This is a genomic window from Kribbella sindirgiensis (assembly GCF_004331435.1).
GTDB classification, from domain to species: Bacteria; Actinomycetota; Actinomycetes; order Propionibacteriales; family Kribbellaceae; genus Kribbella; species Kribbella sindirgiensis.
Genome location: NZ_SJKA01000003.1, coordinates 419,490 through 446,024 on the forward strand (window position 1 = coordinate 419,490; position 26,535 = coordinate 446,024).

Genomic DNA, 26,535 nt, shown 5'->3' on the forward strand with positions numbered 1-26,535 from the left:
TGAGTGTCATTTGATGCCCGCGGTCGCGAAACCTTGGACGAAGTAGCGCTGCCCGATCAGGAACAGCACCACCATCGGCACGGTGGCCAGCGTGGTCCCGGCCATCAGGAACGCCCACTGGGTGTCGTTCTCGGTGCGGAAAACGGAAAGTCCGACCTGGATCACCCGCAGGCTGTCGCTCTTGGTCACCAGCAGCGGCCAGAGGAAGTTGTTCCACGACCCCTCGAAGGTGAGCAGCGCGACCGTGATGAACGCGGGCTTCACCAGCGGCGTCATGATCCGCGCGTAGATGCCCAGCTCGCTGAGGCCGTCCAGCCGGGCCGCCTCCTCCAGTTCCACCGGCAGGTCCAGGTAGAACTGCCGGAACAGGAACACCGAGAACGGACTGACCGCACCCGGGATGATCAGCGCCCACCAGGTGTCCAGCCACCCGGTGCCGCCCTGCCCGGTGATGTCGTTCCCGCCGAACAGCGGCATGAACCGCACGATCAGGAACTCCGGCAGGATCTTCGTGTACGTCGGGATCATCAGCGCCCCGACGAACGCGAGGAAGATCAGCGAGCTGCCCCGGAACCGCAGCCTCGCCAGCGCGTACCCGGCCATCGACGCGATCAGCACGTTCAGCACGGTATGGCTCGCGGCGATCACGAAGCTGTTCCGTGCGTACGTCGCGAACGGCGCGGCGCGCAACGCGTCCGCATAGTTGCCGAAGGCCCACTCCGTCGGGAACAGCCGCGGCGGCACCGCGGCGATGTCGCCAGGCGTCTTCACCGAGGTGAGCAGCATCCAGACGAACGGCACGATCATCACCAGCGAGATCACGCTCAGGGTCAGGTAGAGCGCGATCCGGCCGGCCCGCGCCCGGTGGGAGGTCTCAACGGGTGGCACGGTCACCTCCGGTGATCCGCCGGTTCAGCAACGTCAGGAACAGCAGCAGTGCGAACAGCACCAGGCTCTGCGCGCACGCGTATCCCATCCGGAACTCCCGGAAAGCGGACTTGTAGATCTCGTACGTCATCATCGTCGTGCTGTTGGCCGGCCCGCCGTCGGTCAGGATGTACACCTGGTCGAACGACTGGAACGCGCCGATCACCGACGTGACGAAGACGAAGAACGTCGCCGGCCGCAGCAGCGGCAGCGTGAGACTGAAGAACTGCCGGACCTTCGACGCGCCGTCCACCGACGCCGCCTCGTAGAGATCGGTCGGCAGACTCTGCAGCGCGGCCAGGTAGATCAGCATCTTCAGCCCGATCCCCTGCCAGATCCCGACCACGATCACGGCCGGCATCGCCCAGTCCGTCGACGACAGCCACGCCGGGCCGTCGAGGCCGAGGAACGACAGGACAGCGTTGGCCAGACCGCTCCGCGGGTCGTAGATCCACAGCCACACCAGGGCCACCGCGATCGTCGCGGTCACCTGCGGGATGAAGATCGCGGTCCGGAAGATCGCCCGCCCGGCCAGCCGCGTGTTCAGCATCAGCGCGATCAGTAGCGCGATGCCCATCGCCACCGGAACGGTGAAGAACGTGTAGATGCTGGTGTTCAGCACGGCACGCCGGAAAACGTTGTCGGAAATTAGGTCGCGGAAATTTTCCAGCCCGATGAAGCGCGGCGGCGTGAGCACGTCGTACGACGTGAAGCTCAGCACGATCGCCGCGATCAGCGGGATGCCGATCCAGATCAGGGCATGCAGCACGGCGGGCGCGACCATCAGGAGGCCGGCCCGGCGCCGGGCGCGGAGCAGCCCACGGCGCCGGGGTGGAGCGGTGGAGGGGCCGGGTGCGGCTGCGCGCACCCGGTCCCGTGTCGACACCATGGTTCCGCTCACAGTCGCGAAATCGCTTCCTTGCTCAGGTTCGCGAGCTCGTCGATCGCTTCCTTGGCGGTCCGCTTGCCGACCACCGCGGTCTCGAGGGTGGTCTTGATCTTCTCCCGGATCTCCATCCAGGCCGCCGTACCGCCCTCGGACCGGGCCTTGCTCATGTTGTCCAGGGCAAGCTTCACGAATCCGTTTTCCTTGACGTACGTCGAGGTCCGCAGGTTCTGGACACCGGGTACGGAACCGCGTTGTTCCGCGGTCGGCAGGATGGATTCCGGCGTACCCATGAACTCGACCAGCGCCTGCGCCGCGGCGGCGTGCTTGGACGAGGCCGACCGGGCCACCATGGTGCCGCCTTGCAGCATCGCGGGCACCTTGTTGGCCAGGATGAACGCGCCGACCTTGTCCTCCTCGAGCAACTCCGGGCTCTGCTTCTTGAGCTGCACCCAGAGCGAGTTGTTCGACATCATCATCGCGGAACGGCCCTGCTGGAGAGTGGTCGGCTGACCGGCCGACGACTTGAACGAGTAGTCGGCGGACTTGTCCTTGATCACGTCGAGGAACAGTTGCAACGCCTCGACCCCGCGGTCGTCGTTGAACTTCACCTGCTGCCCGGACTCGTCGAACAGGTTGCCGTCGTTGGCGAACAGGAACGTCTCCCAGCACTGCCGGAGATCGATCGAGAACGGGTCGAAGCCGACCCGGGTGAGCTTGCCGGCCCCGTCGCCGCGGGCCAGCTCCTTGGACATCGCCCGCAGCTCGGCCCAGTCCTTCGGCGGGGCCTTGATCCCGGCCTCCGCGAACAGGTCCTTGCGGTAGGTGACGATGCGGGTGTCGAGCACCATCGGCAACGCGTACAGCTTGCCGTCGTACCGTGACGGCTCGAGGACGCGGTCCTCGTACTCGTACCGCTTGGCCAGCTCGTCGGGCAGCGGCGCGAGCACCTTCTTGTGGGCGAACGGCGGGATCCACCCGACGCCGAGCATCACCACGTCCGGCATCAGGCCCCCGGCCAGGCTCGTGGTGATCTTCTCGTTCAGGGCGGCGTACGTCGTGTAGTCGACCTTGACCGTGACGTTCGGGTTCTTCTGCTTGAACGCGGGCAGCAGCTTGCCCTCGAGCAGGTCCTTGCCGGTGCTGCCCTCGAAGAGCGGGGTGAGCAGGCTGATCTCGCCTTCGGCGGGTCCGTCGGCGGCCGCCTGGGTGTTGCCGCCCGACGCGGAGCACCCGGTGGCCGCGGCGACGGCGCCGAGCCCGAGGGCGGTCAGGACAGATCTGCGGGTGTACTCCATGGCGCGCCTTTCGTGGTGCTGCGGAGAGTCACTGGTGCATCGATGCACCAGTGAAGCGCCGCATACCGAGGAGGTTGGTGCAACGATGCACCGCATGCTAGGAACGGATTTCGCCAGCCGTCAAGACCTCGGCGCTCACCAACCGGAGCTGGACTTTGGTCAGGAGTTGATGCATCGTTGCACTGCGAGACGGCAACACAACGGGGTGACAGAATGCGCGGGTGGGCGGTGAATTGAGGACTGGCGAGGTGACGATCCAGCAGGTCGCGACGGAGGCGGGCGTCTCCCCGAGCACGGTGTCGAACCTGCTCAACGGGCGCAACCACCGGATGCTGCCGGAGACCCGGCAGCGGATCGAGCGCGCCATCGACAAACTCGGCTACCGGCCGAACCGGGCCGCCCGGCAACTGCGCACCGGCCGGAACACCACGATCGGGCTCGTCGTCCCGTCGGTGGGCAACCCGTTCTGGGGTGCGCTCGCACGCCATCTGGAGTCCGCGGCGCTGGCCGAGGGGTACCACGTCCTGCTCTGCAACTCCGAGCGCGATCCCCGGCGCGAGCGCGACTACGTCGACGAGTTGTGGGCCGACGGCGTGCACGGCGTCGTACTGTGCTCCTCGCTGCCGTCGCTCGAGCATGTGATGCCGCTGGTCGAGCGGGGGCTGCAACTGGTCGCGTTCGACCGTACGTCGCAGGCCGGCGACCCGGCGTCGCTCGTCAGCATCAGCGTCGACAACGCGATCGGCAGCCAGCTCGCCACGCAGCACCTCACGGATCTCGGGCACCGCCGCTTGGCGTTCGTGTCCGGCGCGTTGGCGAGCGTCAACCGCAAGGAGCGCTACCGCGGGTTCACCGCCGGCCTCGAACAAGCGGGGATCGACCCGGAGACCTCGGTACGGGCGCCGGTCAAGGGCGACGCGGACGACTTCGGCGACGTCGAGGCGTCCGAGCTGGGGCGCGCGGCCGCGGCCGAGTTGCTCGCGCTGGAGGAGCCGCCGACCGGGATCGTCGCGATCAACGACATGTGCGCGCTCGGGGTCTGCCGCGGGCTGCGGGACGGCGGCCTCGAGGTGGGCAAGGACGTGTCGGTGGTCGGGTTCGACGACATCGTGCTCGCCGACCTGTACGCGCCGACGCTGACCACGGTCCGGCAGCCGATGCAGGAGATGGCGGCGGCCGCGTTCACCCAGCTGCGTTCCCGGCTCGACGACTCCGGCCCGACCCAGGGCCAGTCGCTGCTGTTCCGCCCGGAGCTGATCGTCCGCGAGTCGACCGCGCCGCCGTCGTAAAATAGGCCCAATGCAAAGGATTTCGTCGCGGAACGCCCGGTTCCAGGTGTGGCAGGCCTCGCTGACCAATCGCACCAAACGGCAGCGGTCCGGCGAGTTCCTGGTTCAGGGCGTGCGGCCGATCTCGGTTGCCGTGGACAACGGTTGGCCGGTGCGCACCGTGATCACCGACGCATCCAGGCCCTTGTCCCGCTGGGCTTCCGACCTGCTGCAGCGGCTGCCGAACGTCGAGCGGATCGGGATGGCGCCGGAGTTGCTGGCCGAACTCGGCGAGAAGGACGAGCCCGAGCTGATCGCCGTACTGGAACTGCCGCCCGACGATCTCGAGCGGATCCCGATCGGGCCGGAGTTCCTGGGCGTCGTCTTCGACCGGCCGACCGGGCCGGGGAACATCGGGTCGATCATCCGGTCCGCCGACGCGTTCGGCGCCGACGGGGTGATCGTGACCGGGCATGCCGCCGACATCTACGACCCGAAGGCGGTCCGCGCGACGACGGGATCGCTGTTCGCGGTTCCGGCCGTCCGCGCGCCTTCGCATCGGGAGGTGCTCGACTGGGTACGCCGTACGTCAACGGTGATCGTCGGCACCGACGAACACGGGTCGACGGACGTCTACGACTTCGACTTCACGCAACCGGTCCTGCTGCTGATCGGCAACGAGACCGCGGGCCTGAGTACGGCGTGGAAAGAGGCCGCCGACCACCTGGTCCGGATCTCGATCACCGGATCGGCCAGCTCCCTCAACGCCGCCAACGCCGCGACCGCGGTGCTCTACGAGATCTCCCGCCAGCGCTCACGCCGTACACAGTAGTTCGCCGTGCAGGATGGAGATGGTGGCGTCGGGGGTGTTCGTCCAGGTCCGCCAGGCTTCTGAGATCGCGGTCAGTTCTTCCTCCGGTACGCCGGAGGCGCGCGCCTGATCCGCCAGCGCCGACTTGAGGATGCGGTCGGCCCACATGCCGCCCCAGAACGCGCGGTCCTGCGGGTTGGTGAACGCCCAGGTCGACGTCGTCGCCTCCGCCTGCTCGAAGCCGGCCGCGCGCGCCCACGAGAGCAGGCGCCGGCCCGCGTCCGGTTCGCCGCCGTTGGCGCGCGCCATCCGCTGGTACAGGGCCATCCACTCATCCAGTTCGGGAAGCTCCGGGTACCAGACGAAGCCGTGATAGTCGGAGTCGCGGACCGCGACGATTCCGCCGGGCTTGCACACGCGGCGCATCTCCCGCAGCGCCTGCACGGGATCCGCTACGTGCTGCAGGACCTGGTGCGCGTGCACGACGTCGTACGTGTCGTCCGGCAGCTCCAGTGCGTGGACGTCGCCGACGACGAACTCCACGTCGAGATCCAGGTCCTCGAACGCGGTCCTGGTGATGTCGAGGGCGGCGGCGTTCGCCTCCAGCGCGGTCGTCCGGCCGGGCTCGACCAGGCGGGCCAGGTCGGCGGTGATGGTGCCGGGACCGGCGCCGACGTCGAGCAGCGACATCCCGGGCCGCAGGTGCGGAAGCAGGTATCCGGCCGAGTTCTCGGCGGTCCGCCAGCTGTGCGACCGCAGTACGGACTCGTGATGGCCGTGCGTGTACACGTTGTTCATCCCAGGCTCCTTTGCCTTCGCTCGAACAATCCTCACGCTAATGCAGGATCTTGCTTGATGAGACATATCGTCTTGTAATACGAGACGATGTACATGACCGAATATGGCCGGACCGACCCCCGGCCCACCGGCGAACCTTGAGGTACTGCAAGAACCACGAGGAGGAAATCCGATGCTGGCAAAGGTGCTTCCGATCGTCGAGGTCGACCACGAACTGCTGGTCAGCCGGTGAACGACCTGGCGCGGCGGTTGCGTGAACTGCACGAGCAGCCGCCGCTCGTACTGCCCAACGCGTGGGACGCCGGCTCGGCGCGAGCGATCGAGGCCGCGGGGGCGACCGCGATCGCGACGACGAGCGCGGGGGTCGCCTGGGCCGCGGGGGTGGACGACGCCGGCGGGCTTAGCCGGGAGTCCGCGATGACGGCGCTGCAGGCGATCTGCGCGACGGCATCTGTTCCGGTGACGGCCGACATCGAGGCGGGGTACGGCGATGTCGCGGCGACGGTGACCGCTGTGATCGAGGCGGGTGCGGTCGGCATCAACCTCGAGGACAGTACGGCGCGGGTCCTCGATGATCCGTTGGTGCATGCCGAGCGGATCAAGGCGGCGCGTGCGGCGGCGGTTGCCGCGGGCATCGATCTTGTGATCAACGCGCGGACCGACACGTACCTGTTCGGTGATCGGACCGGCACCATCGAACGGGCGAAGATGTACGCCGATGCGGGTGCGGACGTGCTGTTCGTTCCGGGGGTCGTTGACGCGCCGACGATCGCGGAGCTGGTGCAGGCGTCTCCGCTGCCGCTCAACGTGATGGTCGGCCCGGGCGCGCCGACGGTCGCCGAACTCGCGGACCTCGGGGTCGTGCGGATCAGCGTCGGTCCGGCGATCACGGGTGCGGCGTACGCGCTGGCGACGGCGGCCGCGAAAGAGCTGCTCACCAACGGCACGTACAACACACTCGCCGCCCGCTAGAGCAGGCGGTGGGCGGCGGCGAGGGAGCGCCACGGGCGGAGGTGCTCGGCCTCGTCGTCGAACGGCCAGGCGTCACGGGCCCCGAGCCGCAACGCGATCTCCTGCGCGGCCCGCGGACTCGTGACCGCCTCGAGTTCTCCGCCGGCCCCGAGCATGAGGTTGCCGTTAGCAACTTCTCGCGCGAGCGGCCCGACCAGCTCGGCTCCGGTCAACGCCTCAGGTCCCGGGAACAGGTGCGTCAGCCCGTGCCCGAGCCCCGGGACCGGTACGCCGTACACCTCGACGAGTTTGCGCAACGCCTCGTTCGCGTCCTCCGGGCCGAGCCGATCCCGCACGACCGCTTGCACCGCGACCTCGAACGGACCCCACGCACCAGGAACACGTATTCCAGGACGCGCGGCGACGAGCGGCCCAAGATCGGCGTCCGCCGCCAACTGCGCCCGGGCGCTGACCGGCTCCTGATCGAGCCCGACCAGCTGACCAACCCGACCGACGACATGAATGACGCCCTCCCAGAACGGAAGATGCGCCCGCAGCATCAGATGATCGTCGCCGCCCGCACCGACCTCCAGCAGACCAGGCTCGCCGTCGAGCGAGATCGTCCGCCGGTACACACCGCCCTCGACCGACTCGACACCCGGGACCGCACGCGCCGCGAGGTAGGTGCTCATCGCATCCCAGTCGTACGGCGGAGTGAACGGCAACCACAGCACCAGACCACCGTCCGCGGCGAGCCGGTCACCGCGCCGTCGACGCTCACGCAGCGCCCGCGGTGACGCGTGGAAGATCTCGCGCATCGCGAACTGATCCGGCGTGACGCCCAGGTGCTCGTGGAACATCCGCCGCAGGTGCCGCGCCGACACCCCGAGCCGCGCACCCAACGCCTCCTCACCGGACTCGTCGAGCAGGCCCGCGATGATCAGCTGGACCGCGCGGCAGACCAGCTCGGGCGCCTCGTCGGCCACCGTCCCGGCCACCCGGTACGGTCGGCAGCGCAGGCAGGCGCGATACCCGGCCGCCTCCGCGGCGGCGGGCAGCTCGAACGTGCTCACGTTTTCCGCGAGCGGCTTGGCCCCGCACCTGGGCCGGCAGTAGATCCCAGTGGTTCGGACCGCGGAATAGGTCGTCACGAAAGCACGCTAGACGGGGCCACCGACAGTTCTGACACGCGTTTTACACCGAGTGCCCACCGTGACGGCTAAGGTACGGCGGGTGCCGTCGAAACCGATGCTGGTCGTAGTGAGTGGTCCGCCCGGGACCGGGAAAACGACGCTGGCGCACCGGATCGCGACCGCGATCGGCTGCCCCGCGATCTGCCGGGACGAGATCAAGGAAGGGATGGCGCACGCGACACCGGGCTTCGTGCCGGGCCCCGGTGACCCGCTGACGATGCGGACGCTGTCGACGTTCTTCGACGTACTCGGCCTGCTCATCGGCCGCGGTACGACGGTGGTCGCGGAAGCGGCGTTCCAGGACCGGCTGTGGAGCCCGGGCCTGAGCCCGCTGCTCGGCCGCGCCGACGTCCGGATCGTGCACTGCACGGTCCCCGCCGAGGTCGCGCTGCAGCGGATCACCGACCGGACGTCCAGTGACCCACGCCGGGCCGCTCACGAGGACGCGCAGATCAGCGCCGACGCCCGGCTCCGCACCCACAACTCCTTTCAGCCCATCGACCTCCCCGTTCCTTCTCTCACTGTGGACACCACCACCGAGCCGCCGATGGAGAAGATCCTCGCGTTCCTGTCGCGCTGACGACTGCAGGGGCGCGCACGCGGGGAGCCGCCGGACATGGTGCACTACCTCCTGTCGTTGGCGATTCGCGGAGGGGATCCACATGCTCGAGCGGTTTGCGGGGTTGACCACTGCACATGTTGCTGATGCTTGTGTGCGGGCCGGTGTGCAGGTGCGGACGGTGTCGTTGACGGCCGTGGCCGGCGGCCGAGTCGCGGGGCGGGTGTTGCCGGCGCAGCATGTCGGCAGTGTCGACGTTTTCCTGGAGGCGTTCGAGTCCGCTGTCGAGGGCGACGTACTGGTCGTGGACAACGGTGGCCGGCGGGACGAGGCGTGTGTGGGTGATCTGGCCGCGCTGGAGGCTGCTGCCGCGGGTGTCGCCGGGATCGTGATCTGGGGACTGCATCGGGACACGGCCGACATCGCCGCGATCGGGTTGCCGGTGTTCAGCCTCGGAGCGTTGCCGACCGGGCCGTTGCGGCTCGACCCGCAGCCGGCCGATGCGTTGTCCAGGGCAACGATCGGCGAGTGGACGGTGACCCGGGACGACGTCGTACTCGCGGACGAGGATGGGGCGGTCTTCGTACCGGCCGATCGGCTGGAGGAACTGTTCGGGCTCGCCGAGACGATCCGGGACACCGAGCACCGGCAGGCGGACGAGATCCGCGCCGGGCGGTCGCTGCGCTCGCAGGTGAGCTTCACGCAGTTCCTCGAGCGCCGGGCCGCCGATCCGTCGTTGACCTTCCGTCAGCACCTGCGCGCGGTGCGAGGAGCGATCGAGGAATGAGCACCTGGAAGCTGGGGGACGTTTCCGTCGAGCGGATGGGGTTCGGCGCGATGCGGATCACGGCGCATCCCGACCGAGCGATCGCCGTACTGCGGCGCGCGGTCGAGCTCGGTGTGAACCATCTCGACACTGCCGCGTTCTACGGGTCCGGAAAACGTTTCGCGAGCGAGCTGATCCGCGAGGCGCTGGCGCCGTACCCGGCCGACCTGGTGATCGCGACGAAGGTCGGGCCGGGGAGTGATCCGGAACGCGGTTTCTACAACGCGACGACGGCCGCCGAACTGCGGGAGCAGGTCGAGACGAACCTGCGCCAGCTCGGAGTCGACTGCCTCGACGTGGTGAACCTGCGGATCACCGGAGAGGGCTCGCTCGGCGAGCGTTTCGGCTGGCTCGTGGAGTTCCGCGACGAGGGCCTGATCAAACAGCTCGGAGTCTCGAACGTGCGGCTCGACCACGTCGAGGAGGCGCTCGCGATCGCGCCGATCGTCTGCGTACAGAACAGTTACGCCGTCGACCGCCGCGGCGACGAGGACGCGATCATCCGCTTCTGCGCCGAGCGCGACATCGCGTACGTCCCGTTCGGCGCCATCACCGACGCCCACGACTCAGCCGCCGTCGACGCGCTCGCCGCGGCCCACAACGCGACGCCTCAACAGGTCCGGCTGGCCTGGACCCTCCACCACTCCCCCAACATCCTCGCCATCCCCGGCACCGGCTCCGTCGCCCACCTCGAAGAGAACATCGCCGCCGGTTCGCTGCACTTCAGCCCCGAGGAACTCGCCACACTCGACTAACCGACCGCCGCCCGGACCGCGGGCACGACCTCCTGGGACCAGCGGGACAGCTGGACCTCGAACGAGTCGGAACCGCGCGGAAACAGCGTGAATCCGGCGGCGTCGTGGTTCAGGATCGCGTCAATGAGCTCCTCGACCCATTGCGCCGCGGAGCCGCCGAGCCAGCGCCCTTCGTCGTCGCGGGTCCGGCGGAGTGGGGTCGCGGTGATCGCCCCGGGGAAGTTGTAGATCGTCGCGACGTCCGACGGTTTCCGGCCGACGGAGAGCGCCGCCTCGTCGATGATCGGGCGGGACCAGCGGAAGCGGTCGCTGAGCCAGTCGGCGGCGTGACCGGGGATCCAGCCGTCCGCGTTCCGGCCGGTCGCGGCGAGCGACTTGGGGCCGTTCGAGCCCGTCCAGATCAGCGGCGCGGGGACGGCCGCCGGGCGGAGGGGCCCGATCGGGTAGTGCTTGGTCGGCGCCGGCGTACCGCCGTCGGACATCGAGTGGACGAGCTGCATCGCCTCCTCGAACGCTTCGACCGCCTCGGCCGGGCGCAGTTCCGGCACGCCCATCGTCGTGATGCGGTCCCAGGCCCCGCCGGCGCCCAGGCCGAGGACGAAGCGGCCGCCGGACAGTGCCGACAGGGAGGTCGCCGTACGGGCGAGGACCGGCGCGGGTCGCAGCGGCAGGTTGGTCACGTTCACGAACGCCGACAATCGCTCCGTTCGCCCCAGCACGAAGGCGATCGCGGCGTACCCGTCGAGCATGTCCGGGACGTACGGGTGGTCGGCGAGGCTGACGTGATCGAGACCGTCCCGGTCGGCCTGCTGGGCGAGCCGGACGATCCCGGCGGCCTCGCGCACAGCGTCCGGCGAGCCGTAGCCGAAGCGCACGTTCATGGCGACTCCTCAGATAGTTCGTTGTTCTAATTAGTTGTAGCACGAAAAGTTAGAACTGCAAACTATTAGGGTGACGGACTATCATGGGGTCATGGTGACGACGACGGCTGCCCGGGACACCGATCTCGCGAGCGCGCTGGTGCAGACGATGCACCGGCTGCAGGACCTGCACGCCGAGACCAGCCGCCCGCTCGGCCTCACCCCGCAGCAGGCGCATCTGCTGTGCGTGCTGCTCGGCGGTCCGCTCGGCATGACCGAACTCAGCCGGATCCTGAGCATCGAACGGTCCAGCCTGACCAGCATGGTCGACCGCCTGGAACGCCGTACCTTGGTGGCCCGCATCCCCAGCCCCACCGACCGCCGAGCCAGCCAGATCGAGCTGACCCCCGACGGCCTCGCCCTGGCCCACGAAGCGCACGACGCGGTCGTCGACCGCATCAACACGATGACGGCCGATCTCCCGGCATCGACCCGCAACACCATCACGAGCGCCCTGCGATCCATCCTCGCCTGATGACCTACCGGTACGCCGAGCTGTCGGGTTCCCGCGTCGCGTACCGGGTGCACGGCTCCGGGCCGGCGATCGTGCTGATGAAGAACAACCGGCGCCCACCGGACTATCCGATCGTCGAGCAACTTTCCGAGCATTCCCGCGTCCTGCAGATCCACCCGATCGGCTTCGGCGCCGGCGATCGTCCCGAGGCCTTCGACTTCGGCGACATCGGGCGCCAGGTGCTGGCCGTGCTCGACCAGGAGGGCATCGACCGGTTCGCGGTCTGGGGCTTCTCGCAGCCGGCCTGTATGTCGGCGGTCGTGGCCGCCTCGACCGATCGCGCCGCCGCGCTGGTGATGGGCGGCGTGACGCCGATCGGGTTCCCGACGGACGGCGAGATGCGCCGGTTGGAGCGGGAGCCTCGGTTGCCTCGGGCCGCGCTGGAGTTCTGGCGGAGGTATCGGTCGTACGACTGGCACCACGAGCTCAGGCGCTACCCCGGGACCAAGATCGCGTACCTAGGCACCGCCGATCCGGCGATCCGGCGACTGCGGCGCCTCAGGCCGGTACTCGAAGGAATCGGCTTTACCTACTTGGAGTTCGACGGGCTCAACCACAGCACGTGTGGACTGGGCGACGCGTCGGCCGACGGGCAGCGCGTCGCCCAGACAATCGCCGAGCTGCTGCTCAGCCGCGGGCCTAATGACTAACGCCTGCCGCCGAACTCCCAGGGATGTACTTCGGCGTCGTCGGCTTGGATGAGGTGTGCGGCGGCCTCCGGGTTCGGCGCCTCCAGCAGCGCGGCTCTCCCGAGGTGCCGGTCGCCGTCGAGGCGGTCGCCGTACATGATCAGGTGTTCCGAGCTGAGCTGCCGCGACGCGTCCTTGGTGAGGACGAGATAGCGGTGGTAGCCCTCGACCGCGGCGCCGAAGTCCCACATCGTGCGGCCCGGGGCGTGGTTGTGAAAACGCTGGATTTCCACAGTCTCGAAAGCGCCGGCACGGAAGTACGGCTCGTCGTACGCGAACTCGTTCGCCGCATCGTCGTCCGGCAACTCGACGATGTGCAGACTCCCCGTGGTCCGCTGCCCATCCTCGGTCAACGTCGGCCCCCGCGCGATCAGCCGGTCGCCATACCCGTCCATGAACGCCCAATGCTCCTCGTTCAACGCAACCTTGATCTCGAACCCGCCCGCCTTGTCGCGGCCGTAGACGAAGTACTCCATGCTCAGACCTTATGATCAGCGCGCTTTGACGACGTCGGCGAACCATCGGACTGTGCCGGACGGCGAGTCGATCGCCAGCAGGATCCCGGCAGAGACGGCCAGCGCGCGGAAACCGGGAAGCACGTCGTTTCCGGCCAACTCGGGGACAACGATGCCGGCGGCAACCAGCAACGCTGCGATCGCCCACCTCAGGCCGTACTTCCGGAGCAGCCTGGTCGAGACGTTGGGCGGTTCGGTCACAGCCAGAAGCCGCCAGTCGTCGCGCAGAGCGGCGACGAGACCTGCCGCGAGCTTGTCACTGATGTCCGCCTCGAAGGAGGATCTGTCGACCATCAACCGCGCAGCGTGAGCCCGGAGCGTCGCAGCGATCCGTTGCCCGGTCAAACGCAGCTCCCTCCGCACTGCCGCCTGCCGCAGCGGAACAATGCTGTGAAAGCTGTTCTCCACCGTGCGGGCAGTCCGCTCGAACATGTCGCCGTACACACGCCGCGCTTTGCGACTCGACCGCCAGCCGAAGGCCTGCTCGCTGACGAGAGTGCGAGCGCGTGTCGGTTGATCGGCCGCATGCCCGCGAGCGTCCTCCGGCGACAACAGGTCGTCCGCGACCGCGAGCAGACCAAGCAGGTCGGCGTACAGCCGGTCCCGCGGATCCAGCCCGAGGCGGATCCGGCCTCCGGTCACCAGGCCTTCGACGGTCTGCGCCGCCACGCCGAAGACGCCGCCGACCGCCCAGCTGACCAGGGCGAACACCAGTACGCCGGTGAGTCCGCTCGGCGCCAGTTCGCCGAGACCCCACCCACCGCCGACAACGATCGCTACGGTCAGCACGCTCGCGAGGACGACGATCAGGACCGCGCGCGGGCCGGTGCGGTCGTCCTCGTCGAACTCCTGAAACACGAACCATCCGGCCATCGCCGGGGCCCCGATCAAGATGAGGTACAGGCCGATCAGGAACGGCAGTGCGACGGTGCGCCAGGTCGGGCCGGTGTCGGTCAGCCACAGATCGATCCGCCACTGCAGGAAGATCACGCCCGCGGTGACCAGAACCCAAGCAGGCACTCCCAGAGCTGCAAGTCCCCGTCGCTTGAGTCGATCGGCACGCTCCATCCGCGCGACGACGGCAACCGCCTGCGCGGCGACCTGTTCGCGTTCCTCCGTAGCCAATCTCTGCATCGTCGGCGACACGAACAACAAATCGACAAGCTCCCGGTTCGGTGTGCTCTCCGGCCCGAACCGCCGAGCCGCACCAGCTCCGGCGCCTGCTCCAGCACCGGCACCTGCACCTGCTCCGGCACCGGGTCCCGCTCCGGCGCTGCCTCCCGGGACTGGCCCGATCGGGGTCTGTGGGTCGTCGTTTTGCATCGCGGCATCCCCCAGTCGTCCGGCCTGTGAAGGACAGACGGTAGTGCGTACGGCGGGTCGCCGTACGCACTCCGCGTGCTGCGGGGTCAGGCGGTGGTGGCCAGGTGGATGCGGAGGATTGTGTCGTAGTCGATGATCTCGACGCCGGGGGCGGGGGTGACGGTTTCCTGGGAGGCGACGATCAGCAGTTGGCGTGGGTCGGTGATGTCGACGTCGTACTTCGACTTCACCTGGGAGCGGTTCTCCGGGTTGGCGAGGTACTCCGCGGACCGGGCGAGCTCGGTCGCGCTGTCCTGAACCGGGGTACGGAAAACGCGACGGCGCTTCTTTCCGTTGACGGTGTCGACGACCGGGAGTTCGAGCCGGCCGACGATGTGGCTGCCGTCGGCGCGTTCGAGGATGAAGTCCGGGTGCAGGTCGCCCAGGGCCGGCTGCCGGACCAGCTTGGTCGCGTCGAACGCCGACAGCAGGATGCTCTCGTGCTTGTCCAGGAACTCGTCGACGGTCGAATCCTGCAGACCGTGCGCAAGGTACGTGCTCTCGAACGCGTCCGCCTTCAGAACGGCCGGGTCGACCGGCAGGCTGACCGTGCCGATCGGGTCGAGGTGCGGGCTGGCGTTGGAGTAGTTCCGCAGGAAGTCGAGGTACTTGTCGGCCGGCTCGGAGCGGTGGATCGCCAGCGCGAAGAACACCCAGTGCGCGCGCAGCGACTCGCCCGCGGTGTGCACGAGCAGCGCGCGGTCGAACGTCGAGTAGTTTCCGGGCGCGAACCGCAGCAGCTCGTCCGCCGGGCCGGCCGCGACGTCCCCGAGCATGTTCCCAGTGCCCGGAAAACGTTGTTCGAGGGCACTCTTGCCGGCGTCGGTCGTGACGGTCGCGTCCTTGAACCAGTTCTGTCCTTGCAGGTTCGCGACCACGGTGCGGCCGTCGCCGATTCCGAAGTACTCCTCGACGCTGCCCACCTTCTGCCGGCGGACTTCGAGCGACCGGTACTCACGGGTCAGCCCGACGAGCTCGAGGATGTTCCAGTCCGGCGTCTCGGTCAGCACCATCATCCGCGGGAACAGCATCGGCCCGGGCAGCTCGGTCCGGTGACTCACCGGCAGATGCCCGGCAGCCTCCTTCAGGTGCTCCCCCCAGAACTGGCTGTTCACCTTCACGAACTCGGTGGGTTTCATCGTTCTCCTCGCTCAAAACACTCGGACTCAACCTTCAACTCCCGCCCGAGCAAACCCTATTCCCGGCCGCCTCGGTCCCCGGCTATCTGAGGGCGATCAGGCCGTCTCTGCCACTGACCAGGATCAGCTCGCCGGCAGCGATCACACCCTGCCGGCACGTGACGCTCCGATCCAGGTCGACGTACTCGACCTGGGCGCCTTCGGAGATCTTCGCGATCCGGCAAACGTTTTCGTTGTCCATCAGAAACACCCGGCCGCCGGGCGTCACCGCGTACCGGATGCCGGCCGCGAACCCTACTTTCGCGGCCGAGACGACCCGCCCGTCCGCCGCGTCGACGTACTGCACCAGGGTACCGATGGCGCGCTCCGCGAGGCTCGGGCAACTGAGCAGCACGACGCGGTCGGCGGCCGGCTTCAGCTGAACCGAGCAGTTCCGGTCCGACGGCAGATCGGAGACCCACCGGACCGCGCCGGAACTCGGATCGATCGCGGTCAGTTTCCGCGATTTCCGTCCGTCGCCGTCGCCGTCGACACCGACGACCAGGTCGCCGACCGCCATCAGGTTGCTGAGCGAGCCGTCCCGGATCCAGCGCTTCTTGCCGCTCTTCACGTCCAAGCCGATGAGCTGGTCGGGGGCGTTGCCACAACTGCGTGCCAATCCGACGACGACCATGCCTGCGATGGCCTCGGCGCTCATGCTGGTGCAGCGGCCGGGCTCGTACGTCCAGCGGTTGGAGCCGTCGAAGTTCGTTCCGTAGAGCTTGTCGGAGCCTTTGCTGACCGACTTTCCGGTGATCAGTGGGTCGTTGTCGTCGATGTCGTAGTCGCGGGTCCGTTCCCGCCAGCCCGCCGTACGTCTTCCGGTGTCGGCGTCGAGGACGAGGTACCCGAAGTCGTCGTACCGGACCAGCAGTTTCCGGCCGCCGTCGAGCACGGACAGCTCCGGATCGTCGTTCGTGTTCGCGCGGAGGTACCGCCAGCGGGACTTGCCGGTTGCGGGGTCGAGCATCTCGACGGTGCCGCGGCCGCGCGCTATCGCGATGCCGTGCGCGGTCGCGACGGTCGCACCGAATTCGAGCCGGCCGGCGTTGGTCCACATCCGGTCGCTGCCGACCACAACAGATGCCGCGTCGAGGTTCGCCGGCCGACGGTCGCCTTCGACGTGCTCGTTCGCGCTGAACATGTAGGCGCGCTGGAGCGGATCGATGACGTAGACGGTCACGAGAACTACTGCCACGACGGCGGCGAGGGCGGCGAGCATCTGGCCGCGATTCCGGGTGACACCGGGAGTGAACCTGGTCGCAGCGAAGGCTGCCGCGCCGGCCAGGATCAGCAGGACGGACAGGATCACCAGGAGCGGAACACGTTGTCCGACTCCCGAAGCACCGGTTGTCCGCGGAACGGTGAGTAGCACGGTCACCAGGCAGACGAGTCCGATCATTGCGGGCACGGCGGTGAGGATGCGGGCCTTGCGGTCGGAACGGCGTACCGCCCACCAGAGACCGGCGACCGCCGCGGCCGCGAACAGAGCCATGACGACGGCCGGCCACTTCGGATCGCTCTCGGACGCGGGGATCTGCCACGGCTGCCCGATCGCCGCGGCGCCTGCCGCGAAGGCAACGAATGCGGCTAGCACTGCCAGCACCGAGAGCCCAGTCCGCTGCCAACCACGCCAGACGGATGGCGTCAGCTGATCCAGCAGCTCCAGCTCCGAGGTGAGATTGGCCCGGGCGGCTTCGTCGTACCGCTCGTGCGCGCGCTGCGTCCGGTAGATCCGCTCGGACGCGAGCATGGTCCGTAGCTGCTCCCGCCGCGCCTCCGCGTCGAAACGGGTATCGCGGCGCAGTTCGGACGCAAACGTCGAGTACTGCGAATCCGCGAGTACGGCGTCGACCGCGTCGAGCAGCACGTCCGCGTTGGCATCGTGAACCTGGGCGCGATCGCCGGTGAGCCGGACCAGGCGAGCAACCTCAGCAGTCCGCACCGCGGTCACGCCGTACGTCGGCAGCAATTCCTCCGCCAACTGCGCCGACGCTTCGGCATCCTGCTGCTCGGTGTTCGCCCTGGTGTGCTCGGCGCGATGGAACCAGGCCGCCAACCGCACCGCCGCCGGATCCGTACACAACTGCTCCAGCGGCTCCAGCGCGGTCAGCACATCGACCAGGTACCGATCCCGATAGGCAACTCGCCACTTCTCGACGTACCGCCCCGCCAACTCGTCCGCGAGCGCCCCCGCGTCAGGCACCACGTCATCCCACATTCCCCGTAATCCAGCCACCTGCCGATCCTGGCAGACACCCGGTCCGACCCGCCGATCAGGTTAGGCTGCACTAACTTTCACGAGGAGGGGTATGTCGGCGCGGTTCCTTCCCGGGTGGGTGATCGTGAGCGCCGAGTCCGGGCGCCTGCTGGCGGATCCGGACGAACTGGCGGTCGAGCTCGGCACCGTGCGGAACGACGGAAACGGTACGTACACGATTTCCGGCGGCGCGGAAACGTTCCGGCTGATCAAGCGCGTGGGACCGGTCCGCCCCGGGGTAAGCCTCGAGTACTCCCTGGACCTCGACGACGTACCGACCGTCGACCTGACGCTCTCGGACCGGTTGGCGCCCGACGAGGTCGCGCCGACCCTGGCCAGGGCACTGGCCGAGTCCGCAGCCGTGATCCGCGGTGGCGAACCGAGCGAGTACCGGGTCTTCGGCCCGGCCAGTACGCCGGACGTCGACGCCGTACAACGCCCTGCCGACGCCGCTCACCGCGCCGAGCTCCGCCAGCGCGGCCGGCTGGAACGCACACTCCCCCGCGACCAGACAGGCGACGCGCGGCGGGCCGCGGTACGCAAGCGGATCCGGGCGCTCGCGCTCACCATGGGCGTTGCCGACGGACAGCCGAACGCCGAACTGCTCCGCACTCTCCTGACCGCGGAGGAACGCGCGATCCTCGACCGCGCCGCGGACCCGGACGCACGTCCGTTGGAGGATCGTGTCGATCAACGCGGGTACCTCGCGAAGGCGCTAGGCGGATCGGGTGTTTCCGCCGCGGTGATCGGTACGGCGGCGGCGGTGTTCACCGGCAATCCGCTGGTCGGGTTCGGTATCGCGGTGCCGACGATCGTCAACGCGGCCGTCGGATCGTTCGCCGAGCGGCGCCTGGACGAGCAGAAGATGTCCGGACGGAAACCGGCGTACACAGCCGAACGGAAACAGCGCGAGTACGAGTTTCCGGGGCTGCGTGCGCTGCTGGACGGAGCGGATCCGGTCCGCCCTGCGATGGTAAAGATGCCGCGGGCAACGGCTTGGCGCAACTACCTGCGCCGGTACGCGATGCCGACCCTGGCCACCGCCGCGGTCGCGGGGGCTCTCACGACCTTCGGCGTACCGGCGATGTCGACCGCTCTGGTGATCGCGACGTCGGCCCTCGCCAAGTCCCTCGCGGAACGCCTGGTCGACACGAAGAAACTGGAATTCCGGCTCCGGCGCATCGACGCCACCGAACGAATCCGCCTCTCCGATCCGACGTTGTACGTCAACCAATTGGCCACCGAGATCAACGAGCTGCGGACGCGGTTCGACCGGGCGCTCGGCGCGCTGCGAACCGGGGCAGCCGCGCCGGGCGACGCGCCGTCGGCCGCGGATGTTCCGGGTGCGCCGCCGTTCACAGTCAGTCTTGCGGCGCAGCTGATCGAGAACGTGTCGGGTACGGCGCGTCGAGCGTTCGTCGGAGGCCGCCGTACGCCCGGCGCCGAGCCCACCCCGCTCGCGCGGCACGTCGGTCCGGAAATGCAGGGCTTGCTCGCCGCGGCCGGCCCCGGCCTGCTCGGTGCGCTGACCGGCGCGATGGGCGACAAGTACTTCCTGAACCGCGATGAGCCCGCCCGCGACGCCTCGAAGATGTGGTCACGCAAGCACCAGGAGGCCGCCCAGTCCGTGGCGCTCGCCGAGAGCGTCGAGCCGCGGCTGCGCGCGTTCCGGGAGCTCGCCGACCGGTTGGAGAATGCGGCGGGCCCACCTGCTGACCTGTCCACGCGAGCCGCCGAGCGCGGTCTGCCGACGGTCACGGCGCCGCCCGCTGGTCCGCGTCCGCCTGCCCGGGCACCGCTGTCGGCGTACGCCGTCCAAGCAGCGGCAGGCTCACTCGGCGGACTGGCCGGAGCTGTCGGCCTGGACATGCTCCTCGACCTCCCCGATCTCGCAGTCGTGCTCACTGCTGCGGGCGCGGCGGGTTCGACGACGGCGACACCGGCCGCGCGCTACCTGTTCCGCCGCCGCGAACTCGGGGTCCACGAGGCGCTGGAAACGGACAAGGCAGTACGAGCCGTCAACCAGACCGAACTGCTCGAGCAGCGCGCGATCACCCGCTACCTGATGACCCAACTAGCGATGCAAGCCGAGGCAATCACCAACCAGCCCACCCCGCCCAGCACCGGCATCGACGAGGCAGTACGCCGCCTGGCTGCCGAACCACCCGGCAAACCGCTCCTGGCCGAACGCCTCATCGCCCTCGAACAACTCGCCCAAGCCGAGTCCGCCGTAGCCCACCACACAACCCACGGCACCCCCGACTCACGCACCCACGTCCGCCAACACCTCGACCAAACCCTCGAAAAGATCAACACCCTCTGGCAAGAGGCCGGCGTACCAAGCCCCCTCAACACCACGCCCCCCACCGCCGAACTCGACCGCCTACGCCACCTGCTCACCAACCCAACGTCCCCCGCCCAACGCGTGGAATCGACCTCCTGGACGCCTGCTTCCAACGCCAACGCCAACCCTCGAGCCCACGAATCCCGCGACCGGTAGCCCCTACCTGCCGGGCTCGTTTGACTCCAGCTCGCTCGGCGAACGGCCCAGTTCGGCGCGCAACGCCCGGACCTCCTCGACGAGTGCCGACACCTGCTCTCGCAGGTCCGCCTCATCGCGCTCCTGCCGTGCGACGTGCTCGACGAACCAGGAGGCCAGTGCAGCAGTCACCACCCCGAGCAGCGCGATCCCGCCGAGCATCAGCCCAACGCCGGCGATGCGCCCAGCACCCGTGGTGGGAAAACGATCCCCGTATCCGACCGTGGTGATCGTTGTGACTGCCCACCAGGCCGCGTCGCCGAAGTTCTTGATGTTCGCCGAGGGCTGCGAACGTTCCGCATCCAGTACTGCAACCGCCGCGGTGAACCCCAACAGGCCGACGCCACCGATCACGTAAACGATCGCGCGACCGCGCAGCGAGGACGCCGCCCGGCGGTTCAGCCGGCCCAGCGCGGTCACGACCCGTAGAACCCGCAACGGCCGGAGCAGTGGCAACGCCAGTACGAGCAGGTCGACGACGTGCTCACGAAGAAAGCGCAGTCGTCGCCGCGCGAGGGCCAGCCGAAGAAGGAAGTCGCACGCGAACACTGCCCAGATCGCGACCGCCGCGACCGAGCACGCATGGCGGAGGCCTTCCGCCATGAAAGGCTCCATGACCGGCCACGAGTAGGCAACGAGAAACAGGACGGCCGCGACCGTCAACGGCCACTCGGCGCCCCTCTCGTACTGCTCGGCGAACGCGTCCCTCCCCATCATTCCCCCCGGATCGAACATCGTTCCAACAGCGCCACGTGTTACGCGAGCCACACCACCCCCAACCTGGGGCATCCAACGAGACAGCCCCCGACCTGCGTTTCCGCAGATCAGGGGCTGGTTTTGCAACCAGTGGCGGGTGCAGGGTTCGAACCTGCGTAGGCATAAGCCGACAGATTTACAGTCTGCTCCCTTTGGCCGCTCGGGCAACCCGCCAGGGTGCTGCCGGTTCGTGAACCGGCGTGGGAGACGATACAACAGGTAGTGGCCCTGACAGCAAATCGGAAAGGATGTGCCCATGGCTTCGGAGTCCTCCTTCGACATCGTGAACAAGGTGGACCGTCAGGAGGTGGACAACGCCGTGAACCAGGCGGCGAAGGAGATCAGCCAGCGGTTCGACTTCAAGAACGTGGACGCCGGGATCAAGTGGTCCGGTGAGGCGATCGACCTGCAGGCGAGCACCGAGGAGCGGGTGAACGCCGTCCTCGACGTGTTCAAGGACAAGCTGGTCAAGCGCCAGATCTCGCTCAAGGGTCTGCAGGCGGACGACCCGAAGCTGTCCGGGAAGATCTACAAGATCAACGCCACGATCGACGCCGGCATCACCCAGGAGAACGCGAAGAAGCTGTCCAAGCTGATCCGCGACGAGGGCCCGAAGGGTGTCAAGGCCCAGATCCAGGGCGAGGAGCTCCGGGTCTCGAGCAAGAGCCGCGACGACCTGCAGGCGGTGCAGGCGCTGATCAAGGGCCAGGACCTCGACTTCGCGGTCCAGTTCGTCAACTACCGCTGAATCCCAGCCGCGTTGTGCCCGGTAATCGGTTCGCGGGTGGGCTGGTTGCCGGGCATGCTGGCGGGTGTGGGCGAGACGTTGATGCGGAAGTGGTTGCTGGCTGACTTCGGGCTCGAGGTGGTGGAGCTCACACCGGTGGTGTACGGCGCGGACGTCGCGGCGCAGGTGTGGCGGGCGAGTACGGCGACCAACACGTACGCCGTGAAGTGGAGCGGCGCCGGAACGAACACGGGCCATCAGGTTGCGGCGTTCCTCGCCGACAGCGGCCTGCCCGGCGTACCTGAGTTGATCCGGACGTCCGAGGGCGGTCTGTGGAGTGTGCACGCGAAGAAGCGGTTGACGATCACACCGTGGATCGACGGTCCGCGCGCGGCCGAGACCGGGCTGACGGACGAGCAGTGGTCGGCGTACGGCGTGCTGCTCCGGCGGGTGCACGACGCTGAGCCCCCGGTGAAGCTGCGGGGCGCATTACCGAGGCACAGTCACATCGACGCGCGTACGCCGGCGCTCGCGGAGGAGGTCCGTACGAGGCTCGAGGCCCCCGAAGGGAAGGTCGAGGAGGAGCTCGCGGCGGTGTGGAAGCAGTACGAGCACGTGATCGCGGACCTGCTCACCAACCGGCCGCCCGCGCCGAGCGGCCCGCGGGTCGTCTGCCATGGCGACCCGCATCTCGGCAACGTCCTGGTCGACGACGGGCTGCACCTGATCGACTGGGACGACGTGATCTACGCGCCCCGCGAGCAGGACCTGATGTTCATGCTCGGCGGAATGGGTGATGTCGGCCCCACGACGCCTGCCCAACAGAACGTGTTCCTCGCCGGCTACGGACCGCACACCCTCGACGAGGACGCCATCCACTACTACCGCCACGTCAGGGCCTTCGAGGACGTCGTCGGCTGGTCCCATCAGGCCATCACCGGCCCCGACGAGCCCTACGCCCTCCAGGTGACCAAAGGCATCCTCGCGGAAGGCCTAGCAGCGCTAGCGGTTTCTCGAGAGATGCGGTGACGATGCTCCGGCCCGACTATCCGCTCCGCACCGCACGCCTGCTGTTGCGGCCCTTCACACTCTCGGACTTCGACGATCTGTACGCGATCCGCTCCCGCGACGACGTGACCCGCTACCTGTACGCCGAGCCGGAAAGCCCGGAGCAGGTGCAGGAGGTCCTCAAGCGCAAGATCGGTGAGTCCACGCTGGACGTCGTCGGGCAGACCATCTCGCTCGCGGTGGTCTGGCCGCAGCTCGGCCGGGTGATCGGCGAGGTCCACCTGCAGTGGCTGAGCGATGAGCATCAGCAGGGCGAGATCGGCTTCGTGATCAACCCGGACCATCACGGCAGCGGGTTCGCGACCGAGGCGGCCGAAGCGGTGCTGTCTCTCGGTTTCGCTGGACTCGGCCTGCACCGGATCATCGGGCGACTGGACTCTCGCAACGTCGGCTCGGCCCGGGTGCTGGAGAAGCTCGGCCTGCGTCGCGAGGCCCATTTCCGGCACGACGAGATCTTCAAGGGCGAGTGGAGCGACCAGTTCGTCTACGCGATCCTGGCCGACGAGTGGCCGCCGGAATCGACTCGTACATGCGCTGACACCTAGCCGCGGTGCAGCGTTTTCCGCAGTTGCATGTTCCGTGTTCCGGAAACGGTTTCTCCGGCGTCCTGGCGCACCGACCGGGGGGACGCGCCGAGCTCCCGGCGGCAGGTCTTGTTGAACGCCTGTAGGTCGGAGATCCCGACCGAGGCCGCGATGGCGGGAATCGACAGCGTCGACGAGATCAGCAGGTGCCGGGCCCGGGCCATCCGGCGCCGGCGGAGGTACGCGACGACGGTGGTCCCGGTCTCCTCCTGGAACAGGCGGGTCAGGTGGTTGTGGGAGACGCCGGCCAGGCGGGCCAGCTCGGGGACAACGAGCGGCTGGGCGAGGTTGGCCTCGATGTACGAGATCGCGGCGGAAACCGCTGGATGGCCGGCCTCGGTGGTCGCCGGGGTGAGCTCGGCGATCCGCCACAGCGCCGTCCAGACCTCGGCGGTGGTGCGGGCCGAACCGGACGGGGACGACTCGATCGCGGACCGCAGTAGACCGGACAGCAGCGGCGCGGCGGCACCGGCGTCCTGAACGACCGGAACGTACGACGGATCGCCCGCGACGACCGGCCGGAAATGCGCGTACAGGTGCTCGGAACGTCCGCGGTAGTCGAACTGCACCTGGGTCCCGGCCGGCGTCAGCGAGACGTAGCCGGGCGCCACGGAATACGTCGTACCGAGCAGCGTCAGCTCGGCCGAGTAGTTGAACAGGTGCAGCTGCCAGAGATCCGGCAGCCGGAACCTGTCCCGCAGGCCGCGGACGCCGTGGATCCCGGCGCCGGCATTCACCACCTCCGGCGGTTGCGCGAGGTGCAACTCGATCATGGTGAGAAATTACCAGTAGTGGTGAACACAGCCAACGCGGGGAAGCGTTATCTCTCCCTAGCCTGGTGGAGTAGCAACCACTACCCACTATGGGAGTCTTCATGCCCCATCCGCATCGCAAGCACCTGCTCACCTCGGTACAGATGGCGCACTTCGTGGCCACCGGCGCGCTCCGGATGGACGCCGTCGTACCGGACGACATGAACCAGCAGGCCATCGAGGTCCTGAAAGGCGGCATTCCGGGCGTTCCGTACGGCACCCCGCTGTCGGAGGCGTTCGTGGACAGCGAGTTCGTCGAGCGGCTGGTGCAGCTGCCCGAGGTGGCCGGCGCGATCCACAGCCTGGTCGGCCCCGAACCGACCGTCGATCACCACGCGGTCCACATCCGCAAGGCCCACGAGGGCGAGGCGCAGAACCTGCACGGTGACGCGATCATCGACGTCCGCACGGACGCCTTCGACGTACAGCTCATGTACTACCCGCAGGACGTGACGCTCGAGATGGGCGGCACGCTCAGCGTTCCTGGCAGCCACCTGCGCCGGACCAACGAGTCCGACACCGGCCGCTACCAGAACCTCCGCGGTCAGACCCGGCTGGTCTGCCCGGCCGGCACCGTCCAGTTCCTGCACCACGGCATCTGGCACGGCGGCCGCAAGAACGACAGCGACCTCGACCGCTACATGTTCAAGATCCGGTTCAACCCGACCGTCCGCCAGGTGCGGCTGTGGAACACCGACGACCTGTACGACGAGCAGGTCGCGGCGGAGCTGGATCAGTCGTTCCCGTGGTACGAGAACGCGACCGGGCGGCTGGAGAAGTACAACCGCATCATGCTGTGGCGCGCGATCAGCGGCGACGACACCTACGACCCGAACTACTGGGTCACCCGGGTCTCGAACCGTCCGCAGCGCGTGGTGGCCGACCGCGCGAACAACCCGCACGCCAAGGGAAAGAAGGAAATGGTATGACCGCCACCGCAGAAAACCCGCAGGTGACCGGCCTTCGTCAGCAGGTGCTGGTGCTCTACCTGGCCTCGTCCGCGCTGGATCAGCGCGTGATCGGCTGGTCGACGTACGACGGTACGGGCCAGACGCACCCCACGACGGGTGACAGCGACGTACCGCCGTACGAGACCGGGCTGGACGCGCTCAAGGACGGGTGGCGCCTCTTCCAGGCGTCCCAGCTGAACCCGCCGTACCCGGGTCACGAGTACGACGTGTCCTTCCTCAAGCACGAGTTCTTCTTCGAGAAGCTCGTCTAGATCGGCAGGATGCACACCGGCTTCGGCCAGCTGACCGGCTCACCCTGAGCTGTCAGCTGGCCGTTGTCGATGCTGAAGGTCGCGATCTGGTCGGAGCGCTCGTTCGCGGCGTACAGCGTTTTCCCGTCGTTGCCGAAGGCAAGGTGTCGCGGCCAGTCGCCGCCGGAGGAGATGGTCTGCACCAGCTCGACCGACTGCCCGTCGGCGCCGATCGCGAACACCGCGACGGTGTTGTCGCCACGGTTCGATCCGTACAGGAACCGACCGTCGGCGGAGATCAGCAGCTCGGCCGGGAAGTTCTCGCCGGGCGAGTCGGCCGGGCGGGTCGAGGCGGTCTGCACGACCTGCAGCTTCCCGTCGGAGTAGCTGCAGACGGTCAGCGTCGAGTCGAGCTCGTTGATCACGTACGCCGCGTCCGCGGTCGGGTGGAACACCATGTGCCGCGGACCGGCGCCGGGGTGGATGCGCAACTGGTCGACCTCGTGCAGCACGCCGTCCTCGCCCAGGGTCGACGAGTAGACCGTGTCGGAACCGAGGTCGATGTCGAAGACGTACGCACCGGCCGGGTCGAACGCGATCTGGTGCGCGTGCGGGCCCTCCTGCCGCTCCGCGTTCGGCCCGGTCCCGGAGCGCTGCACGAAGTCCGCGCGCTCGCCCACCGAACCGTCGTCGTTCAGGGCGTGGACGGCAACGGACCCCGACGTGTAGTTCGCCGACAGCAGGTACCGGCCGGACGGGTCGATGTCCAGGTGGCACGGGTGCACACCGCCGGTCGGCTGGTTGTTCAGGAACTCGAGCCCGCCGTCCGGCTGGATCGCGAACGCGGCGACCTTCCCGTTGTCCTCCTCGTCGGTGGCGTACAGGAACCGCCCGTCCGCGGAAATGACCAGGAACGACGGGTCGGCGATCGTCGCCACCGTCTCGATCCCGTCCAGTGGACCGAACGCGATCCCATCCCCGCCGCCGGCCTGACTGGTATAGCTCCCGACATAGATCCGCTCAGAAGTCATGGCCCATACCCTGCCAGGTCAGGAGCCGACGGGCACGCGCCTGTCCAGCCCGTAGAGCGCCGAGCCCCAGCCGAGGTCCGCGACGAGTGCCGCCGAGCGCTGGATCT

27 protein-coding genes and 1 tRNA gene are annotated in these 26,535 nt (G+C 68.4%); 14 read left to right on the forward strand and 14 right to left on the reverse strand.

Annotated features, from left to right (window positions below; all coding sequences use genetic code 11):
* Positions 1 to 6 precede the first annotated feature (6 nt).
* From E0H50_RS10510 to E0H50_RS10520, 3 genes are read right to left on the reverse strand one after another with little or no spacing between them, the layout of a single operon-like run.
* Positions 7 to 888 carry a carbohydrate ABC transporter permease gene (locus tag E0H50_RS10510; protein ID WP_238150879.1) on the reverse strand — a complete coding sequence of 294 codons (882 nt, stop codon included), beginning with the start codon at positions 886 to 888 and terminating at the stop codon, positions 7 to 9.
* Complete coding sequence (locus E0H50_RS10515) at positions 875 to 1,816, reverse strand: carbohydrate ABC transporter permease (protein ID WP_131286509.1); 942 nt, start codon at positions 1,814 to 1,816, stop codon at positions 875 to 877. The genes E0H50_RS10510 and E0H50_RS10515 overlap by 14 nt, the downstream gene beginning before the upstream one ends.
* Positions 1,817 to 1,824: 8 nt before the next feature.
* Entirely contained in the window at positions 1,825 to 3,111 is a 1,287-nt protein-coding gene (locus tag E0H50_RS10520) for an extracellular solute-binding protein (protein ID WP_131286511.1), read from the reverse strand.
* A 248-nt stretch (positions 3,112 to 3,359) separates the two neighbouring features.
* Here E0H50_RS10520 and E0H50_RS10525 point away from each other — a divergent pair, with 248 nt between their 5' ends.
* On the forward strand, positions 3,360 to 4,400 hold the full coding sequence (locus E0H50_RS10525; RefSeq protein WP_131286513.1) for a LacI family DNA-binding transcriptional regulator: 1,041 nt from the start codon (positions 3,360 to 3,362) through the stop codon (positions 4,398 to 4,400).
* 10 nt (positions 4,401 to 4,410) lie between these two features.
* Positions 4,411 to 5,211: an RNA methyltransferase gene (locus E0H50_RS10530; RefSeq protein ID WP_131286515.1), complete on the forward strand. Its 801-nt coding sequence runs from the start codon at positions 4,411 to 4,413 to the stop codon at positions 5,209 to 5,211.
* Here E0H50_RS10530 and E0H50_RS10535 read toward each other — a convergent pair.
* Positions 5,194 to 5,988 carry a class I SAM-dependent methyltransferase gene (locus E0H50_RS10535; RefSeq protein ID WP_131286517.1) on the reverse strand — a complete coding sequence of 265 codons (795 nt, stop codon included), beginning with the start codon at positions 5,986 to 5,988 and terminating at the stop codon, positions 5,194 to 5,196. The two genes, E0H50_RS10530 and E0H50_RS10535, sit on opposite strands and share 18 nt — an antisense overlap.
* A 228-nt stretch (positions 5,989 to 6,216) precedes the next feature.
* Between E0H50_RS10535 and E0H50_RS10540 the strand changes: the two genes are divergently transcribed.
* On the forward strand, positions 6,217 to 6,960 hold the full coding sequence (locus tag E0H50_RS10540) for an isocitrate lyase/PEP mutase family protein (RefSeq protein WP_131286519.1): 744 nt from the start codon (positions 6,217 to 6,219) through the stop codon (positions 6,958 to 6,960).
* Here E0H50_RS10540 and E0H50_RS10545 read toward each other — a convergent pair.
* Positions 6,957 to 8,090 carry an AlkA N-terminal domain-containing protein gene (locus E0H50_RS10545; RefSeq protein ID WP_131286521.1) on the reverse strand — a complete coding sequence of 378 codons (1,134 nt, stop codon included), beginning with the start codon at positions 8,088 to 8,090 and terminating at the stop codon, positions 6,957 to 6,959. The genes E0H50_RS10540 and E0H50_RS10545 overlap by 4 nt on opposite strands.
* A gap of 82 nt (positions 8,091 to 8,172) precedes the next feature.
* Between E0H50_RS10545 and E0H50_RS10550 the strand changes: the two genes are divergently transcribed.
* The 3 genes from E0H50_RS10550 to E0H50_RS10560 all read left to right on the forward strand — a co-directional run bounded on the left by E0H50_RS10550 (position 8,173) and on the right by E0H50_RS10560 (position 10,272).
* The gene (locus tag E0H50_RS10550) at positions 8,173 to 8,712 is read left to right on the forward strand and encodes a P-loop nucleotide/nucleoside kinase family protein (RefSeq protein WP_238150880.1); all 540 of its coding nucleotides are present in this window, start codon (positions 8,173 to 8,175) and stop codon (positions 8,710 to 8,712) included.
* Positions 8,713 to 8,794: 82 nt separating this feature from the next.
* Positions 8,795 to 9,478: an RraA family protein gene (locus tag E0H50_RS10555; RefSeq protein WP_131286523.1), complete on the forward strand. Its 684-nt coding sequence runs from the start codon at positions 8,795 to 8,797 to the stop codon at positions 9,476 to 9,478.
* Positions 9,475 to 10,272 (forward strand): aldo/keto reductase, encoded by a 798-nt coding sequence (locus E0H50_RS10560; protein WP_131286525.1) that lies wholly within the window; start codon positions 9,475 to 9,477, stop codon positions 10,270 to 10,272. The genes E0H50_RS10555 and E0H50_RS10560 overlap by 4 nt, the downstream gene beginning before the upstream one ends.
* On the opposite strand, the gene E0H50_RS10565 is transcribed toward E0H50_RS10560, so the two are convergent.
* Positions 10,269 to 11,153 (reverse strand): LLM class flavin-dependent oxidoreductase, encoded by an 885-nt coding sequence (locus E0H50_RS10565; protein WP_131286527.1) that lies wholly within the window; start codon positions 11,151 to 11,153, stop codon positions 10,269 to 10,271. The genes E0H50_RS10560 and E0H50_RS10565 overlap by 4 nt on opposite strands.
* Before the next feature lie 91 nt (positions 11,154 to 11,244).
* On the opposite strand from E0H50_RS10565, the gene E0H50_RS10570 reads away from it, so the two are divergent.
* Positions 11,245 to 11,667, forward strand: coding sequence for a MarR family winged helix-turn-helix transcriptional regulator (locus E0H50_RS10570; RefSeq protein WP_131286529.1), 423 nt, complete (start codon positions 11,245 to 11,247; stop codon positions 11,665 to 11,667).
* Positions 11,667 to 12,356, forward strand: a complete 690-nt coding sequence (locus tag E0H50_RS10575; RefSeq protein ID WP_131286531.1) for an alpha/beta fold hydrolase — start codon at positions 11,667 to 11,669, stop codon at positions 12,354 to 12,356. Before E0H50_RS10570 ends, E0H50_RS10575 begins: the two co-directional genes overlap by 1 nt.
* On the opposite strand, the gene E0H50_RS10580 is transcribed toward E0H50_RS10575, so the two are convergent.
* From E0H50_RS10580 to E0H50_RS10600, 4 genes are all read right to left on the reverse strand, one after another.
* Positions 12,353 to 12,871 carry a YciI family protein gene (locus tag E0H50_RS10580; RefSeq protein WP_131286533.1) on the reverse strand — a complete coding sequence of 173 codons (519 nt, stop codon included), beginning with the start codon at positions 12,869 to 12,871 and terminating at the stop codon, positions 12,353 to 12,355. The two genes, E0H50_RS10575 and E0H50_RS10580, sit on opposite strands and share 4 nt — an antisense overlap.
* A gap of 15 nt (positions 12,872 to 12,886) precedes the next feature.
* Positions 12,887 to 14,035 carry a hypothetical protein gene (locus tag E0H50_RS10585; RefSeq protein WP_131286535.1) on the reverse strand — a complete coding sequence of 383 codons (1,149 nt, stop codon included), beginning with the start codon at positions 14,033 to 14,035 and terminating at the stop codon, positions 12,887 to 12,889.
* Positions 14,036 to 14,319: 284 nt separating this feature from the next.
* Positions 14,320 to 15,411 (reverse strand): hypothetical protein, encoded by a 1,092-nt coding sequence (locus tag E0H50_RS10595; RefSeq protein ID WP_131286539.1) that lies wholly within the window; start codon positions 15,409 to 15,411, stop codon positions 14,320 to 14,322.
* Between the two features lie 82 nt (positions 15,412 to 15,493).
* Entirely contained in the window at positions 15,494 to 17,656 is a 2,163-nt protein-coding gene (locus tag E0H50_RS10600; RefSeq protein ID WP_165547053.1) for an outer membrane protein assembly factor BamB family protein, read from the reverse strand.
* Between the two features lie 106 nt (positions 17,657 to 17,762).
* Between E0H50_RS10600 and E0H50_RS10605 the strand changes: the two genes are divergently transcribed.
* The gene (locus tag E0H50_RS10605) at positions 17,763 to 20,210 is read left to right on the forward strand and encodes a hypothetical protein (RefSeq protein ID WP_131286543.1); all 2,448 of its coding nucleotides are present in this window, start codon (positions 17,763 to 17,765) and stop codon (positions 20,208 to 20,210) included.
* A 3-nt stretch (positions 20,211 to 20,213) separates the two neighbouring features.
* Here E0H50_RS10605 and E0H50_RS10610 read toward each other — a convergent pair whose 3' ends face one another.
* Together E0H50_RS10610 and E0H50_RS10615 are read right to left on the reverse strand one after the other, a co-directional pair.
* Entirely contained in the window at positions 20,214 to 20,984 is a 771-nt protein-coding gene (locus tag E0H50_RS10610) for a potassium channel family protein (RefSeq protein ID WP_202868084.1), read from the reverse strand.
* Between the two features lie 112 nt (positions 20,985 to 21,096).
* A tRNA-Tyr gene (locus E0H50_RS10615) sits at positions 21,097 to 21,179 on the reverse strand.
* Positions 21,180 to 21,261: 82 nt separating this feature from the next.
* Between E0H50_RS10615 and E0H50_RS10620 the strand changes: the two genes are divergently transcribed.
* The 3 genes from E0H50_RS10620 (at position 21,262) to E0H50_RS10630 (ending at position 23,345) form a co-directional block, all read left to right on the forward strand.
* Complete coding sequence (locus E0H50_RS10620; RefSeq protein WP_131286545.1) at positions 21,262 to 21,753, forward strand: YajQ family cyclic di-GMP-binding protein; 492 nt, start codon at positions 21,262 to 21,264, stop codon at positions 21,751 to 21,753.
* A 66-nt stretch (positions 21,754 to 21,819) separates the two neighbouring features.
* The gene (locus E0H50_RS10625) at positions 21,820 to 22,761 is read left to right on the forward strand and encodes a phosphotransferase enzyme family protein (protein ID WP_165547054.1); all 942 of its coding nucleotides are present in this window, start codon (positions 21,820 to 21,822) and stop codon (positions 22,759 to 22,761) included.
* Between the two features lie 2 nt (positions 22,762 to 22,763).
* Positions 22,764 to 23,345 carry a GNAT family N-acetyltransferase gene (locus tag E0H50_RS10630; RefSeq protein WP_131287024.1) on the forward strand — a complete coding sequence of 194 codons (582 nt, stop codon included), beginning with the start codon at positions 22,764 to 22,766 and terminating at the stop codon, positions 23,343 to 23,345.
* On the opposite strand, the gene E0H50_RS10635 is transcribed toward E0H50_RS10630, so the two are convergent.
* The gene (locus E0H50_RS10635) at positions 23,342 to 24,157 is read right to left on the reverse strand and encodes an AraC family transcriptional regulator (protein WP_131286549.1); all 816 of its coding nucleotides are present in this window, start codon (positions 24,155 to 24,157) and stop codon (positions 23,342 to 23,344) included. The two genes, E0H50_RS10630 and E0H50_RS10635, sit on opposite strands and share 4 nt — an antisense overlap.
* A gap of 101 nt (positions 24,158 to 24,258) precedes the next feature.
* Here E0H50_RS10635 and E0H50_RS10640 point away from each other — a divergent pair, with 101 nt between their 5' ends.
* Positions 24,259 to 25,125 carry a phytanoyl-CoA dioxygenase family protein gene (locus E0H50_RS10640; RefSeq protein ID WP_202868085.1) on the forward strand — a complete coding sequence of 289 codons (867 nt, stop codon included), beginning with the start codon at positions 24,259 to 24,261 and terminating at the stop codon, positions 25,123 to 25,125.
* Positions 25,122 to 25,418 (forward strand): hypothetical protein, encoded by a 297-nt coding sequence (locus E0H50_RS10645; RefSeq protein ID WP_131286551.1) that lies wholly within the window; start codon positions 25,122 to 25,124, stop codon positions 25,416 to 25,418. The genes E0H50_RS10640 and E0H50_RS10645 overlap by 4 nt, the downstream gene beginning before the upstream one ends.
* On the opposite strand, the gene E0H50_RS10650 is transcribed toward E0H50_RS10645, so the two are convergent.
* A complete protein-coding gene (locus tag E0H50_RS10650) occupies positions 25,415 to 26,428 on the reverse strand; it encodes a lactonase family protein (RefSeq protein ID WP_131286553.1) in 1,014 nt (337 codons plus the stop codon). The genes E0H50_RS10645 and E0H50_RS10650 overlap by 4 nt on opposite strands.
* Between the last annotated feature and the right edge of the window lie 107 nt (positions 26,429 to 26,535).